The following is a 15,088-nucleotide window of genomic DNA, read 5'->3' as shown; positions in this document are numbered from 1 at the left end:
CTATAATGCTGCGCCTATGTTGAATGACCCGATTCCACCTCACGTTGACCCGCGCAAATTGGCTGATCGTGGCACTTCCCTTCAAGGTGAGTTGCTGCTGGCCGATTTGGAGAGACTCTGCGACCCGCTTTCCGACACTGTCGGTACGGTGCAGGCCAAATTCGTTTTTGAACGAGATGAACGTAAGTCTGTGGTAATCCACAGCTTTATCGACACCGAGGTCAAAATGGTTTGCCAGCGTTGTCTTGAGCTGGTCACCCTGCCGATCCACAGCGAGTGCAGTTATGCTGTGGTGAAGGAGGGTGCGAATACCCAGTCGTTGCCGAAAGGTTATGACGTGCTGGAACTGGGCGAAGATCCTTTGGATCTGCATGCACTGATCGAGGAGGAGCTTCTGCTCGCCTTGCCCATTGTGCCTGCTCATCATCCGGAAGAATGCCAGCAGCCGGCGGGTCTCGATGACGAGCCCGAACCGAGCGAGGACGAGGTAACGCGGTCCAACCCGTTCAGTGTATTGGCGCAGTTAAAGCGTGACCCAAACGTTTAGGAGTTAATCAATTATGGCTGTTCAGCAGAACAAAAAATCCCGCTCTGCCCGTGACATGCGTCGTTCGCACGATGCCCTGACGGCGAGCACTCTGTCTGTAGAAAAAACCACAGGTGAAATTCACCTGCGTCACCACGTATCGCCAGAAGGCGTATACCGTGGTCGTAAAGTGATCGACAAGGGCGCTGACGAGTAATCACTTGTCTGCTCTAGTCATCGCGATAGACGCAATGGGCGGGGACTTCGGTCCCCGCAGCATTGTTCAGGCCTGCATTGCCAGCCTGACTGCAACACCCTCGCTGCACCTGACCCTAGTCGGTCAACCCTCCCTACTTGAAGAACTGATTGCCAGCCATCCGGCGGTGGATCGCGCGCGCCTGACGATTACTCCGGCCAGCGAAACCATCACCATGGATGAAAAGCCGGCCTCTGCCCTGCGTGGCAAGCCCGACTCTTCGATGCGGGTGGCGCTGGAGTTGCTGCGTGATGGCAAGGTGCAAGCCTGTGTCAGCGCCGGCAATACCGGGGCGTTGATGGCGTTGTCTCGGTTTGTACTCAAGACCTTGCCCGGCATTGACCGGCCGGCGATGGTGGCGGCAATTCCAACGCAGAAAGGCTATTGCCAACTGCTGGACCTGGGGGCGAACGTCGATTGCAGTGCCGAGCACCTGTTCCAGTTTGCGGTGATGGGCTCGGTGGCCGCCGAGGCGCTGGGCGTGGCCCGCCCGCGGGTGGCGTTGCTGAATATCGGTACCGAAGACATCAAGGGTAACCAGCAGGTCAAGCTGGCCGCCACTTTGCTGCAAGGCGCGCGTGGCTTGAACTACATCGGCTTTGTCGAGGGGGACGGCTTGTATCGCGGTGAGGCGGATGTAGTGGTGTGCGACGGGTTCGTCGGCAATATCCTGCTCAAGTCCAGCGAAGGCCTGGCTACCATGATTGCCACGCGTATCGAGGCTTTGTTCAGGCGGAACCTGGCGTCGCGTCTCGTCGGTGCCCTGGCGCTGCCGTTGATGCGCCGCCTGCAGGCCGACCTGGCCCCGGCGCGGCATAATGGCGCGAGTTTCCTGGGCTTGCAGGGCATTGTGGTGAAAAGCCATGGATCGGCGGGTGTGGAAGGCTTTCAAAGCGCGATTGCGCGGGCCCTGATCGAGATCCAGGAAAACTTGCCGCAACGCTTGCACGGCCGTCTTGAGGACCTGTTGCCTTAGGCGAATCGGCCCGAGAGTGCTTAAATGTGACCGGCCAGTTCAATTGTCCATCCAATCTGTCAGTTTCGTGCGCTCCCACCGTAGGAGTGCGCATTTTTGACGACCAGATCATTAGGGGCTTGTTACATGTCTACATCCCTCGCATTCGTCTTTCCAGGGCAGGGTTCACAGTCCCTCGGCATGTTGGCCGAGCTGGGCGCGCAGTACCCGCTGATCCTGGACACCTTTAAAGAGGCTTCCGACGCCCTCGGTTACGACCTGTGGGCACTGACCCAGCAAGGGCCGGAAGAGCAACTCAATCAAACCGATAAAACCCAGCCGGCCATCCTGACCGCTTCGATCGCCCTGTGGCGCTTGTGGCTGGCGGAAGGCGGCGCGCGTCCGGCATTCGTTGCCGGTCACAGCCTGGGCGAATACAGCGCCCTGGTGGCTGCGGGCAGCCTGACCCTTGCTGAGGCGGTCAAACTGGTCGAGCGCCGTGGCCAACTGATGCAAGAAGCCGTTCCGGCCGGGCAGGGCGGCATGGCCGCGATCCTGGGTCTGGACGACGCCGTGGTGATCGAAGTTTGTGCTGAGGCGGCCCAAGGCGAAGTGGTCAGCGCCGTGAACTTCAACTCGCCTGGCCAGGTGGTGATCGCCGGTGCCAAGGCGGCCGTTGAGCGTGCCATCGAAGGCTGCAAGGCCCGTGGCGCCAAGCGTGCGTTGCCGCTGCCGGTGAGCGTGCCGTCGCACTGCGAGCTGATGCGCCCGGCGGCCGAGCGCTTTGCCGAGTCCATCGCCGCCATCAACTGGCAGGCGCCGCAGATCCCGTTGGTGCAGAACGTCAGCGCAGCCGTGGCTGCCGACCTCGACACCCTCAAGCGCGACCTGCTGGAGCAACTCTACAAGCCCGTACGCTGGGTTGAATCGGTCCAGACCCTGGCGGCCAACGGCGCCACCGAGCTGGTCGAGTGCGGTCCGGGCAAAGTCCTGGCCGGCCTGAACAAGCGCTGCGCCGACGGCGTGTCGACTGCCAACCTCAATACCCCGGATGCCTTCGCTGCCGCTCGCGCGGCACTGGCCTAATCCCCGAACTAAGGAGAAGCCTGCATGAGTCTGCAAGGTAAAGTTGCACTGGTTACCGGCGCAAGCCGTGGCATTGGCCAGGCGATCGCCCTGGAACTGGGCCGTCAGGGCGCCGTTGTGATCGGCACCGCCACATCCGCTTCGGGCGCCGAGCGTATCGCCGCGACCCTGAAGGAAAATGGCGTGCAAGGCACTGGCCTTGAGCTGAACGTGACCAGCGATGAGTCCGTGGCTGCCGTATTGGCCGAGATCACCGCGCAATTCGGTGCGCCGGCGATTCTGGTGAACAACGCCGGTATCACCCGCGATAACCTGATGATGCGCATGAAAGACGACGAGTGGTACGACGTGGTCGACACCAACTTGAACAGTCTGTTTCGCCTGTCCAAGGGCGTTTTGCGCGGCATGACCAAGGCGCGTTGGGGCCGAATTATCAATATTGGCTCCGTAGTGGGTGCCATGGGCAACGCAGGCCAAGTAAACTACGCCTCCGCCAAAGCCGGTCTGGAAGGTTTCAGCCGTGCCTTGGCACGTGAAGTCGGCTCGCGGTCGATTACGGTCAACTCGGTGGCCCCAGGGTTCATCGACACCGATATGACCCGCGAACTGCCGGAAGCACAGCGTGAAGCCTTGCTGACGCAGATTCCGCTGGGCCGTCTGGGCCAGGCTCAAGAGATCGCGAATGTGGTCACTTTCCTGGCATCCGACGGTGCGGCATACGTGACTGGGGCTACAATCCCGGTGAACGGCGGGATGTACATGAGTTAAATTGTGACGGATCGCTTCAAAAAAATGTCATACGAGCTGTCTAAAATCCGTTATAAAGCTGCAACTTAATTTATAGGCAGGTGGCCGACCGGGTACAGGGTGAAGCTTTCAGTTGAAAAGCTGAAATGGCTTTCTATACACTTACCCACTGGCCAGCTGCCTGAATTTGTCCATTAGGAGTTAAACAAGGTATGAGCACCATCGAAGAGCGCGTCAAGAAAATCGTCGCCGAGCAACTGGGCGTTAAAGAAGAAGAAGTGGTCAACACTGCTTCCTTCGTAGAAGACCTGGGTGCCGATTCCCTTGACACCGTTGAGCTGGTGATGGCTCTGGAAGAGGAATTCGAGACCGAAATCCCGGACGAAGAAGCTGAAAAAATCACTACTGTTCAAGCTGCTATCGACTACGTTACTAGCCACCAGGCGTAATAGTTTGTAGTCGTCGCTTGCTGTCAGGGAAAAACCGCACTGCTGTAACGGCGTGCGGTTTTTTCTTTAGCCCTGATGAAAAACAAGCGCTGAAGCAAAAGTGTCGTCATTAGAAAAAGGAGAGTGCTGTGTCGCGTAGACGCGTCGTAGTCACCGGTATGGGTATGTTGTCGCCACTGGGCACGGATGTGCCGAGCAGTTGGCAGGGCATTCTGGCTGGCCACAGTGGTATTGGTCTGATCGAACACACGGACCTTTCTGCCTATTCCACCCGTTTTGGCGGCTCGGTAAAGGGTTTCAATGTCGAGGAATATCTCTCGGTCAAAGAATCCCGCAAACTCGACCTGTTCATTCAATACGGCTTGGCAGCCGGTTTTCAGGCAGTGCGTAACGCTGGCCTGGAAGTCACCGACGCCAACCGTGATCGCATCGGCGTGGCCATGGGTTCGGGTATTGGCGGTTTGACCAATATCGAAGAAACCAGCCGCACGTTGCACGATTCCGGCCCCCGTCGAATTTCACCGTTCTTCGTTCCGGGCTCGATCATCAACATGATTTCCGGTTTCCTGTCGATCCACTTGGGCGCACAGGGGCCTAACTACGCTATCGCCACGGCGTGCACCACCGGCACGCACTGCATCGGCATGGCTGCACGCAACATCGCTTATGACGAAGCCGACGTGATGATCGCTGGTGGCGCCGAGATGGCGGCCTGCGGTCTCGGCATGGGCGGCTTCGGCGCGTCCCGTGCGCTGTCGACCCGCAACGACGAGCCGACCCGCGCCAGCCGTCCATGGGACAAAGGCCGTGACGGTTTCGTCCTGTCAGACGGTGCCGGTGCCCTGGTGCTGGAAGAGTTGGAACACGCCAAGGCGCGTGGCGCCACCATCTACGCCGAGCTGATCGGCTTCGGCATGAGCGGCGATGCTTACCACATGACTTCGCCACCGTCCGACGGTGCCGGTGCTGCGCGTTGCATCACCAACGCCTTGCGTGACGCGAAGGTCAATGCGGACAAGGTGCAGTACATCAACGCCCACGGCACGTCGACTCCGACTGGCGACTTGGCGGAAGCCGAAGCCATCAAGTCGGTGTTCGGCGAGCATGCCTACAAGCTGGCGGTCAGCTCCACCAAGTCCATGACCGGCCACTTGCTGGGTGCGGCGGGCGCGGTCGAAGCGATCTTCAGCGTCATGGCCATCAAGGACCAGGTCGCTCCGCCGACCATCAACCTGGATGAGCCGGACGAAGGCTGCGACTTGAACTTCGTGCCCCACGAAGCGCAACCGATGCCGATCGACGTGGTGATCTCCAACTCGTTCGGTTTTGGCGGCACCAACGGTTCCCTGGTGTTCCGCCGGTTCGCCGAGTGATGCACAGCTGGGTCGACGGTCAGCCAGCGGACAGCGTGCCCCTGAAAGATCGTGGCCTGGCGTATGGCGATGGGCTGTTCGAGACCATCGCCGTCAGAGCCGGGCAGCCGGTGCTGCTCGACCGTCACCTGCAACGCCTCGCTGAGGGTTGCAGGCGCCTCGCCTTGGTTGCGGATCATGGGTTGATTCGCAGCGAAGTGCTGGCCTATGCCGCCGCACTCGGCGACGGTGTCCTCAAGTTGATCCTCACCCGTGGCGACAGCCTGCGCGGTTATGGCATCAACCCTGGCGCGCCGGTGCGCCGTATTTTGCAGGGCAGTCCGCCCGCTACCTATCCTCACGCCCATGCAGTCGACGGCATCCGTCTATTTGCGTGTGCGACCCGCTTGGCCGAGCAGCCGTTGCTGGCCGGTCTCAAGCACCTCAATCGCCTCGAACAGGTAATCGCCCGTGCCGAGTGGCAAGACGCCGAGCACGCTGAAGGCTTGATGCTGGATGTGTCCGGGCGTGTCATCGAGGGCGTGTTCAGCAACCTGTTCCTCGTGCGCAACGGCTTGTTACTAACCGCTGATCTGACCCGTTGCGGCGTTGCCGGCGTGATGCGTGCCGAGATTCTGGCCCAGGCAGATCGACTGGGCCTCCCGGTGGCCGTGGCCCACATCGATCTTGAGCAGTTGCAGCAGGCCGACGAAGTCTTCGTGTGCAACAGCGTTTATGGCATTTGGCCGGTGCGCGGTTGTGCTGGGATGAGCTGGCCGGTTGGGCCGCTCACCCGTAAACTGCAAGGCATTGTTCGCGCGCTATTGGAAATTTGAGTTGATACGAAAACTGGTTGTACTGCTGCTGATCGGTCTGTTCTCAGCGGCTTTGCTGTTGGGCTATGGCGCCTGGAAATACGACGCGGCCCTGAAGCAGCCCTTGAACGTGACTCAGGAGCAATTGCTCGACGTACCGGCCGGGGCGACCCCCACCGGCACCTTCAATCGCCTGGAAGCCGAGGGTGTGCTGGATGGCGCCTTCTGGTTGCGCCTGTACTGGCGCTTCAACCTTGACGGCCAGCCTCTGCACAGCGGCGAATACCGCATGACCCCTGGCATGACGGCGCAAGGCCTGATCGGCCTGTGGCAGCGTGGCGAAGTGGTGCAATACAGCCTGACGCTAGTGGAAGGCTGGAACTTCCGTCAGGTGCGCTCGGCGTTGGCCAAGCATGAAAAGATCGTGCAGACCCTCGCAGGCCTTAGTGACAGCGAAGTCATGGACAAGCTCGGCCACCCCGGCGTGTTTCCCGAAGGGCGGTTCTTCCCCGATACCTATCGCTTTGTGCGTGGCATGACCGACGTCGAACTCCTGAAAAAAGCCTACAACCGCCTGGATGATGTCCTCGCCCAGGAGTGGAGCAAGCGCGCTCCCGATGCGCCGTACACCGACCCTTATCAAGCGCTGATCATGGCCTCCCTGGTGGAAAAAGAGACTGGCGTACCCGAAGAACGTGGGCAGATCGCCGGGGTATTTGTGCGTCGCCTGAAGATCGGCATGCTGTTGCAGACCGACCCAACAGTGATCTACGGCCTGGGCGAGCGCTACAACGGCAAGTTGACCCGCGCCCACCTCAAGGAAGCCAACCCTTACAACACCTATATGGTCGCCGGCCTGCCGCCGACGCCCATCGCCATGGTCGGCCGCGAGGCGATTCATGCCGCGCTGAACCCGGTGCCGGGCAGCAGCCTGTATTTCGTTGCCCGAGGTGATGGCAGCCATATTTTCTCTGATGATCTGGATGCGCATAATGCCGCCGTGCGGGAGTTCCAGCTCAAGCGCCGCGCTGATTATCGCTCCAGCCCGGCGCCAGTGGTGAAGCCTGCGGAAGATGCAACGCCGCCGGCCGATGTGCCCGTTGAAAAGCCGGCCGAGTCTGCGCCAGATGTTGAAGCGCCGCAAAACCCGCAATAATTCTGACTAAGGACTGCCTGTGACTGGCTTGTTTATAACCCTGGAAGGCCCCGAAGGCGCCGGCAAAAGCACCAACCGTGATTACCTGGCTGAGCGTCTGCGCAGCGAAGGCATTGAGGTGGTGTTGACCCGCGAGCCCGGCGGCACGCCACTGGCCGAGCGTATCCGCGAAGTGCTGCTGGCGCCGGGTGAAGAGCAGATGAACCCGGACACCGAGCTGCTGTTGGTGTTCGCCGCCCGTGCCCAGCACCTGGCCGAAGTGATTCGTCCGGCCCTGGCACGCGGTGCCGTGGTGATCTGCGACCGGTTCACCGATTCCACCTATGCCTACCAGGGCGGTGGTCGGGGCCTGTCCCTGGAACGCATCGCCACCCTGGAAACCTTCGTTCAAGGCAACCTGCGCCCTGACCTGACCCTGGTCTTCGACCTGCCGGTGGAAGTGGGCCTGGCTCGCGCCAGCGCCCGGGGTCGCCTGGATCGCTTCGAGCTGGAAGGCCAGGCCTTCTTTGACGCCGTACGCACCGCGTTCCTCAAGCGTGCCGCGGCCGAACCTGCACGCTACTACCTGCTGGACGCCGCCCAACCGCTGGCCCAGGTGCAGCACGCCATCGACGCGCTGTTGCCGACACTGCTGGAGCGCGCCCGTGGCTGAAGCCTATCCGTGGCAGGACAGCCTGTGGCAACAACTGGCCGGCCGCGCGCAGCACGCCCACGCCTACCTGTTGCATGGGCCGGTCGGGATCGGCAAGCGTGACCTGGCCGAGCGCCTCATGGCCAGCCTGCTGTGCCAGCGCCCGGTCAACCTGGAAGCCTGCGGCGAGTGCAAGTCGTGCCTGTTGCTCAAGGCCGGCAGTCACCCGGACAACTACCTGCTGGAGCCCGAGGAAGCCGACAAGGCGATCAAGGTCGACCAGGTGCGTGACCTCGTCAGCTTCGTGGTGCAGACCGCGCAGATGGGTGGGCGCAAGGTGGTGCTGATCGAGCCGGTGGAGGCGATGAACATCAACGCCGCCAACGCCTTGCTCAAGAGCCTGGAGGAGCCGTCCGGCGATACCGTGTTGCTGCTGGTGAGCCACCAGTCCAGCCGTCTGTTGCCGACCATCCGCAGCCGCTGTGTGCAGCAGGCATGCCCGCTGCCGAGCGAGGCCATGAGCCTCGAATGGCTCGCGCAGGCGTTGCCGGACTGCGGTCAGGACGAGCGGGTCGAACTACTGACCCTGGCGGCCGGTTCGCCATTGGCGGCGGTCAAGCTGCAAGCCCAGGGCGTGCGTGAGCAACGCGCGCTGGTGGTGGAAGGCGTGAAGAAACTCATCAAGCAGGAAGTGTCCGCCACTCAACTGGCCGAAAGCGCCTGGAAGGACATTCCCCTGCTGCTGCTGTTTGACTGGTTCTGCGACTGGTCGAGCCTGATCCTGCGCTACCAACTGACCCAGGATGAAAACGGCCTGGGCCTGCCGGACATGCGCAAAGTGGTGCAGTACCTGGCGCAGAAAAGTGCCCAGGACAAGGTGCTGACGATCCAGGACTGGATCCTCGCGCAGCGCCAGAAGGTACTCGGCAAGGCCAACCTTAACCGCGTGCTGTTGCTTGAGGCGCTGCTGGTGCAGTGGGTTGGCTTGCTCGGCCGCCGTTAAATTCTGTGGCCGACAGGTGTATCGTCGGCCAGACACTTTTCGTGACTGAAGTTGTAGATCCCTATGCTCGTAGATTCCCATTGCCACCTCGATCGCCTTGACCTGACCCAGCACGGCGGTTCCCTTGATGCTGCCCTCGAAGCCGCGCGCCAGCGCGGAGTAGGGCACTTCCTGTGCATCGGCGTCAGCGCGGAAAACGCGGCCGACGTCAAAGCCCTGGCCGAGCGTTATGCCGATGTGGATTGCTCGGTGGGCATTCACCCGCTGGACCTGAAGCCTGGCGAAGCACCTGCCCTCGACTGGCTGCTGAATGAGCTCAATCACCCGCGCGTAGTGGCCATCGGCGAAACCGGCCTGGATTACCACTACGAGCCCGAAGCCGCCGAGTTGCAGCAGGCTTCGTTTCGCCTGCACCTGCAAGCCGCCCAGCAGACCGGCAAACCGGTGATCGTCCACACCCGTGGCGCCCGTGCCGACACCCTGACCCTGCTGCGCGAAGCCGCGCTGCCCCAAGCCGGCGTGTTGCATTGCTTCACCGAGGACTGGGACATGGCCAGGGCGGCCCTGGACCTGGGGTTCTACATTTCCCTGTCGGGCATCGTCACCTTCCGCAACGCCGACGCCCTGCGCGACGTTGCGCGCCAAGTGCCGGCCGACCGCTTGCTGGTGGAAACCGACTCACCGTACCTGGCGCCCATTCCTCATCGCGGCAAGCCGAACCTGCCGGAATACGTGCGTGATGTGGCGGATTACCTGGCAATGCTGCGTGGCGAGTCCTACGAGCGTTTTGCCGAGCAGACCACCGAGAACTTCAAGCGCCTGTTCCCGCTGGCTCACGTCGCCGGCTGACGCGGCCAAATCGCAGGCAAAAAAAACCCGGGTTCTGGGGGGTGAATCCGGGCTAAGACCATTAGGAGTAAAACAAGGGCACACGGTCCGTTGGTACCCAGGTCGGCGCTTCACTTGGGGGAGATGTCACGCCGACAGTTCAAGTATTGATCAGTATCCGATTCAGTCCAGTCGCGACTGGTCGTTTTTTAAACAGATTTGGAATACGAGCGCTTCGCTTGAGTTCTCATTGGGCAGGTGCACGGCGGCGGTTGTTGCGTATTATTTCTGACTGAGATCCATGAAAACGTTGGCGCGCTGAAAGTAAAGTGCGTTTGCGGTTCACATAGGCATTGCCCAGCGACCGTTCAGTCGGGATAATCCCTCGCACCGGGTAAATCGTATCGCCGCGTATCCGTGGCCGTGCGTAACCCTCCCTATTTTGACCTTTGCAGACCTCTTCCTCATGCACAAAGAACCCCGTAAGGTCCGTGAGTTTCGCCGCCGTGAGCAGGAAATTCTCGACACCGCCCTCAAGCTGTTCCTCGAACAGGGTGAAGACAGCGTCACCGTCGAGATGATCGCGGATGCCGTGGGTATCGGCAAAGGCACGATCTACAAGCACTTCAAGTCCAAGGCGGAAATCTACCTGCGCCTGATGCTCGACTACGAGCGCGACTTGAACGAGTTGCTGCATTCGGCCGACGTCGACAAGGACAAGGAAGCCCTGTCCCGCGCCTACTTCGAGTTCCGTATGCGCGACCCGCAGCGCTACCGCCTGTTCGACCGCCTGGAAGAGAAGGTGGTCAAGGGCCATCAGGTGCCGGAGATGGTCGAGGAGCTGCACAAGATCCGTGCTTCCAACTTCGAACGCCTGACCCTGCTGATCAAGGGCCGCATCAGTGAAGGCAAGCTGGAAGATGTGCCGCCGTACTTCCACTACTGCGCCGCCTGGGCCTTGGTGCACGGCGCCGTGGCGCTGTACCACTCGCCGTTCTGGAGCAATGTGCTGGAAGACCAGGAAGGTTTCTTCCAGTTCCTGATGGACATCGGCGTGCGCATGGGCAACAAGCGCAAGCACAGTACCGAGCATCCACCGCTGGAATCGCCTTCCACGTAATGATTTGCTGCCACGCGTAGTACCCCAGGAATATACTCAGGCAAGGACTCTTGCTAAAAGCTGATTTATCAGTCAGCTTTTAGCGCGCCCGAATCATCCTCTGCCGGAGTGATCCATGATCGTTGATCGTCAAGGCAGGCGTTTTCGCAATTTGCGGATCAGCCTGACCTCAGCCTGCAATTACGCGTGTACCTACTGCGTGCCGAATGGCAAGCGGCTGGTGGCTGCCCAGGACGAGCTCTCGGCCGAGGCCATGGCCCGTGGTGTGGAATACCTGATCGAAGCGGCGGGCATCGACCGCCTGCGCATCACCGGCGGCGAACCGCTGGTCAGCCCCAAGCTGGAAGCCTTCATGGGCGCCGTCGGGCAGATGGGCCTCAGTGACATCAGCCTGACCACCAATGGCCAACTGCTGGCGCGCAAACTGCCGCTGCTGGTGGACGCCGGGATCAAGCGCATCAACGTCTCCCTCGATACCCTGGATGCGGATGCCTTCCGCAGCATCGCGCGTGGCGGCGACTTGGCCACCGTGCTCGACGGCATGGACCAGGCCCGCGCTGCCGGAATCAAGATCAAGGTCAACATGGTGCCGTTGCGCGGCCAGAACCTCGACCAAGTGATGCCGCTGCTCGATTACTGCCTGGAGCGTGGTTATGAACTGCGCTTTATCGAGCTGATGCGCATGGGCCATCTGGCCAAAGACTCCAACGCGTTCCTGCAGCAGTTTGTCAGCCTGCAACAGCTGCTGGGTTTGATTGGTGAGCAGCATGAATACCTGCAAGCCAATGCGCCTGTGGATGCCACTGCCGTACGCTACGAAATCCCCGGTAAAGGTTTCTTTGGTGTGATTGCCAACGAAAGCGTGCCGTTCTGCCGGACCTGTTCGCGGTTGCGGTTGTCGTCCACCGGCTGGTTGCATGGTTGCCTGTCGTCGAGCAACCGTCACTATGTCGGTGACCTGCTGGACAAACCCCGCCATCAAGCGCTGCCAGCGCTGCAGGGCCTGTTGATGAAGGCCTTGGGCGACAAGCAGGAAGTTGCCTTCTCCGGCGGCGCGACCATCATGAAGATTATTGGCGGCTGACGCCGAGCTTGAAGCTTGTAGCTGCTCCCCTGGCCCAGAACCTGCATCTCACGCCCATTCGCCGGTTTTCCGTCACCGGCTTCTGGAGGATTAGGATGCGTAGTCTGGTTTTGTTGCTGGCGTCGTTGACGCTGAGTGGTTGCATGACCGTCAGCGATATGGCCGAAGGCACCCGCTATCAGATGAGCGATGCCGGTTTGCTGGACCACAGCGATACCCGTCGCACCGCCTCGGTTCGCATACAGCCGGACTCTTTCGTGTTTATCGCCCAAGGTGCCTTTGTGCCGCCGGGCAGCGCTTATCCGCGTCCAAACGTGGTGGCCGAGGAAGCCTTCAACGGTTTCATCGAATATTTCCCCATGGTGCGTCGCGCCCGTCAGCCGGAAGGTCTGGAGCAGGCAATGTCCGAAGCCCGTGCGGCCGGCGCTCACTACCTGCTGTACTGTCGTTTCGCCAAGGCGGATGACCGTATCGGCAACGCCGATGAGTGGGCCGACCAGGAAGCCCTCGACCGCGTCGGGTTGGACAGCGGGGTCATCCAGATCATGTTGATCGAGACCAGCACCCAGTATTTGATCGATACTGCACGTATTCGCAGTCGTGGTGGTTTACTGACGTTCCACGACAACAAGCCACAAGATCTGATTGCCCGTCCACTGCGCCAGTACGCCCGCAGCCTGCTGGGCATGAGTGATCAATAAGCACCAGGAGAGCCCCATGACCGATTCCGCCAAGGCTAACGATCTGTTGGCCCAACTGCCCAAGGGCAAGGGACCGGCGCCGGTACACCTGTGGAACCCGGACTTCTGCGGCAACATCGACATGCGCATCGCCCGCGACGGCACCTGGTTCTATCAGGGTACGCCGATCGGGCGCAAGCCAATGGTCAAGCTGTTCTCCAACATCATCCGCCGCGATGGCGATGACTACTTCCTGGTCACTCCCGTGGAAAAGGTCGGCATCAGCGTCGATGATGCGCCGTTCGTGGCGGTAACGCTGGAGGTCGAAGGGCAGGGCGAAGGCCAGGTTCTGCGCTTTACCACCAACGTGGACGATCAGGTCGAAGCGGGCCTTGAACACCCCTTGCGGGTGGTGATCGACCCGGTCACCCAGGAACCTGCCCCCTATCTGCGGGTGCGCACCAACCTCGAAGCCCTGGTGCACCGCAACGCGTTCTACCAATTGGTGGAGTTGGCGGTGAGCCGTCCGATCAACGGTCAGAACTGGCTGGGCGTCTGGAGCGGCGGGGAGTTTTTCCGTATCGGCCTGGAGCCTTGAGGCCGGTTTTTTCATCTCCCTGAAATAATTCGCTTGCTGCAAACAGCCGCTTTCGGTTATCAATTTGTACATGATTAGACATGTTCGATTTGATAAGAAAAAACGCGTCGTCGACGAGCTCATCCGCCGTATCGAGGGTGGAGTGATGGCCGACGGTTTCCTGCTGCCGGGCGAGCACCAACTGGCCGAAGAGTTCGCGGTCAGCCGCGGCACCCTGCGCGAAGCCCTCGCCGAACTCAAGCGACGCAACTACATCGCGACCCAGAGCGGCGTCGGCTCCATCGTCACGTTTGACGGTATGGTGCTCGACCAACGCAGTGGTTGGGCTCAGGCCCTGGCCGACACAGGCGCGCGGGTGAACACCGACATCCTGCGCCTGGAAGCGGTCACCCGCCCGGACCTGTTCAGCCGTTTCGGCACCGATCAGTTCATCGCCCTTGATCGCCGCCGCCGCACCACCGATGGCACGGCGGTGTCCCTGGAACGTTCGCTGATGCCTGCGTCTGGCGGCCTGGAGAGCCTGCCTAAAGTCGGCCTGATCGATGACTCCCTGACCATCACCCTGGCCGCCTACGGTTACGTCGGCGCCGAAGGGGACCAATGGATCGGCGCCGAACCCCTCAGCGATGAAGATGCAGAATTGCTCGGTCGCCCCGCAGGCACGGTGTTCCTCAAGGCGTCGCGTACCACCTATGACCGTCGCGAGCGCTTCATGGAGTACGTCGAAAGCTTGCTCGATCCACTGCACTTTCGCTTGCACCTCCAGTTTGGAAACTCGAAATGACCCCGCACAACCGCGCCCTCGGCGCCTTCTACGGCTTGGCCTTGGGCGATGCCCTGGGTATGCCGACCCAGTCCTTGAGCCGCGAGCAGGTCCGGGCGCGTTTCGGTGCCATCACTGGCCTGGAAGATGCCGACGCCGACCAGCCGATCGCGCCGAACATGCCTGCCGGTTCCATCACCGATGACACCGAGCAGGCGATCCTGGTGGGCGAGTTGCTGGTGGAAGGGCAGGGCGTCATCGAACCGACGGTGCTCGCCCAGCGTTTGATTGATTGGGAAGCAGTGATGCGCGCCAAGGGCTCGCAGGATTTGCTCGGCCCCTCCACCAAGCGCGCGATCGACATGATCCTCGCCGGTCACACGCCGGAAGAGTCCGGCCGCTACGGCACCACCAACGGCGCTGCGATGCGCATCACCCCGGTGGGGATCGCCGCCGACGTCAGCGACCCGGCGCGGTTTATCCAGGCGGTGATCCAGGCCTGTCAGGTCACCCATAACACCACCCTGGGGATTTCCAGTGCGGCGGCGGTGGCTGCGGTGGTGTCGGCCGGCATCAACGGTGTGGACCTGGGCGAAGCACTGAACATAGGCACCCAGATTGCCCAGCAGGCTGAAGGCCATGGTCATTGGATTGCCGGCGGGCGTATTTCCACGCGCATCAGTTGGGCACGCACTTTGAGCGTCGGCAGTGGCGACAAGGCCCTGTTCGCCGACCTGCTGTATGAATTGATCGGTACTTCCGTCGCGTCCCAGGAGTCGGTGGTGGTGTCGTTTGCCCTGGCCCAGCAAGTGGCGGTGGGTGAGATGAGTGCGTTGGAGGCCTTGTGCCTGGCCGCCAGCCTTGGCGGTGACACAGACACGATTGCCGCCATTCTCGGCGCCATGCTGGGTGCGTGCCTGGGCATGCAGTGCTGGCCTGACGGGATGATCGAACAGGTCAAAGAGGTCAATGGCCTGGAGTTGCAGCCGCTGGTTCAAGAGCTGTTGAAAATGCGCTGAGTCAGGACGACCGGAAACAC

Annotated in this window: 18 protein-coding genes; all 18 read left to right on the top strand. The window is 61.2% G+C overall.

Annotation, left to right across the window (positions count from 1 at the left end; all coding sequences use genetic code 11):
* The first annotated feature begins 16 nt into the window (after positions 1–16).
* The 18 genes from RB216_RS22315 (at position 17) to RB216_RS22230 (ending at position 15,068) form a co-directional block, all read left to right on the top strand.
* On the top strand, positions 17–547 hold the full coding sequence (locus RB216_RS22315) for a YceD family protein (protein ID WP_010566563.1): 531 nt from the start codon (positions 17–19) through the stop codon (positions 545–547).
* 13 nt (positions 548–560) lie between these two features.
* Entirely contained in the window at positions 561–743 is a 183-nt protein-coding gene (rpmF, locus tag RB216_RS22310; protein ID WP_008152339.1) for a 50S ribosomal protein L32, read from the top strand.
* 4 nt (positions 744–747) lie between these two features.
* Positions 748–1,758 carry a phosphate acyltransferase PlsX gene (gene plsX, locus RB216_RS22305; RefSeq protein WP_073860031.1) on the top strand — a complete coding sequence of 337 codons (1,011 nt, stop codon included), beginning with the start codon at positions 748–750 and terminating at the stop codon, positions 1,756–1,758.
* Positions 1,759–1,884: 126 nt separating this feature from the next.
* Positions 1,885–2,823 (top strand): ACP S-malonyltransferase, encoded by a 939-nt coding sequence (gene fabD, locus RB216_RS22300; protein ID WP_122554736.1) that lies wholly within the window; start codon positions 1,885–1,887, stop codon positions 2,821–2,823.
* A gap of 24 nt (positions 2,824–2,847) precedes the next feature.
* On the top strand, positions 2,848–3,591 hold the full coding sequence (gene fabG / locus RB216_RS22295) for a 3-oxoacyl-ACP reductase FabG (RefSeq protein WP_005790544.1): 744 nt from the start codon (positions 2,848–2,850) through the stop codon (positions 3,589–3,591).
* Between the two features lie 191 nt (positions 3,592–3,782).
* The gene (gene acpP / locus RB216_RS22290; RefSeq protein ID WP_003175607.1) at positions 3,783–4,019 is read left to right on the top strand and encodes an acyl carrier protein; all 237 of its coding nucleotides are present in this window, start codon (positions 3,783–3,785) and stop codon (positions 4,017–4,019) included.
* 128 nt (positions 4,020–4,147) lie between these two features.
* Positions 4,148–5,392, top strand: a complete 1,245-nt coding sequence (fabF, locus tag RB216_RS22285) for a beta-ketoacyl-ACP synthase II (RefSeq protein WP_028617578.1) — start codon at positions 4,148–4,150, stop codon at positions 5,390–5,392.
* Complete coding sequence (pabC, locus tag RB216_RS22280) at positions 5,392–6,207, top strand: aminodeoxychorismate lyase (protein WP_028617577.1); 816 nt, start codon at positions 5,392–5,394, stop codon at positions 6,205–6,207. The genes fabF and pabC overlap by 1 nt, the downstream gene beginning before the upstream one ends.
* A 1-nt stretch (position 6,208) precedes the next feature.
* A complete protein-coding gene (gene mltG, locus RB216_RS22275) occupies positions 6,209–7,342 on the top strand; it encodes an endolytic transglycosylase MltG (protein ID WP_236318271.1) in 1,134 nt (377 codons plus the stop codon).
* Positions 7,343–7,361: 19 nt separating this feature from the next.
* Positions 7,362–7,994 (top strand): dTMP kinase, encoded by a 633-nt coding sequence (gene tmk, locus RB216_RS22270; RefSeq protein WP_028617575.1) that lies wholly within the window; start codon positions 7,362–7,364, stop codon positions 7,992–7,994.
* On the top strand, positions 7,987–8,976 hold the full coding sequence (locus RB216_RS22265; RefSeq protein WP_028617574.1) for a DNA polymerase III subunit delta': 990 nt from the start codon (positions 7,987–7,989) through the stop codon (positions 8,974–8,976). The genes tmk and RB216_RS22265 overlap by 8 nt, the downstream gene beginning before the upstream one ends.
* Before the next feature lie 63 nt (positions 8,977–9,039).
* Positions 9,040–9,825 (top strand): TatD family hydrolase, encoded by a 786-nt coding sequence (locus RB216_RS22260; protein ID WP_122687230.1) that lies wholly within the window; start codon positions 9,040–9,042, stop codon positions 9,823–9,825.
* A gap of 445 nt (positions 9,826–10,270) precedes the next feature.
* On the top strand, positions 10,271–10,924 hold the full coding sequence (locus RB216_RS22255; protein ID WP_028617572.1) for a TetR/AcrR family transcriptional regulator: 654 nt from the start codon (positions 10,271–10,273) through the stop codon (positions 10,922–10,924).
* 115 nt (positions 10,925–11,039) lie between these two features.
* Positions 11,040–12,008 (top strand): GTP 3',8-cyclase MoaA, encoded by a 969-nt coding sequence (locus RB216_RS22250; protein ID WP_028617571.1) that lies wholly within the window; start codon positions 11,040–11,042, stop codon positions 12,006–12,008.
* Between the two features lie 95 nt (positions 12,009–12,103).
* Positions 12,104–12,709: a DUF4823 domain-containing protein gene (locus RB216_RS22245; RefSeq protein ID WP_016979738.1), complete on the top strand. Its 606-nt coding sequence runs from the start codon at positions 12,104–12,106 to the stop codon at positions 12,707–12,709.
* Positions 12,710–12,725: 16 nt separating this feature from the next.
* The gene (locus RB216_RS22240) at positions 12,726–13,286 is read left to right on the top strand and encodes a DUF1285 domain-containing protein (RefSeq protein WP_028617570.1); all 561 of its coding nucleotides are present in this window, start codon (positions 12,726–12,728) and stop codon (positions 13,284–13,286) included.
* 70 nt (positions 13,287–13,356) lie between these two features.
* On the top strand, positions 13,357–14,070 hold the full coding sequence (locus RB216_RS22235) for a GntR family transcriptional regulator (protein ID WP_050587884.1): 714 nt from the start codon (positions 13,357–13,359) through the stop codon (positions 14,068–14,070).
* Entirely contained in the window at positions 14,067–15,068 is a 1,002-nt protein-coding gene (locus RB216_RS22230) for an ADP-ribosylglycohydrolase family protein (RefSeq protein WP_308907901.1), read from the top strand. Before RB216_RS22235 ends, RB216_RS22230 begins: the two co-directional genes overlap by 4 nt.
* The last annotated feature ends 20 nt before the right edge of the window (positions 15,069–15,088 follow it).

The organism is Pseudomonas canadensis (assembly GCF_030980095.1).
Taxonomy (GTDB): Bacteria; Pseudomonadota; Gammaproteobacteria; order Pseudomonadales; family Pseudomonadaceae; genus Aquipseudomonas; species Aquipseudomonas canadensis.
Note: the sequence above shows the minus strand (reverse complement) of the source record. Positions and strands in the feature narration are given on the sequence as shown.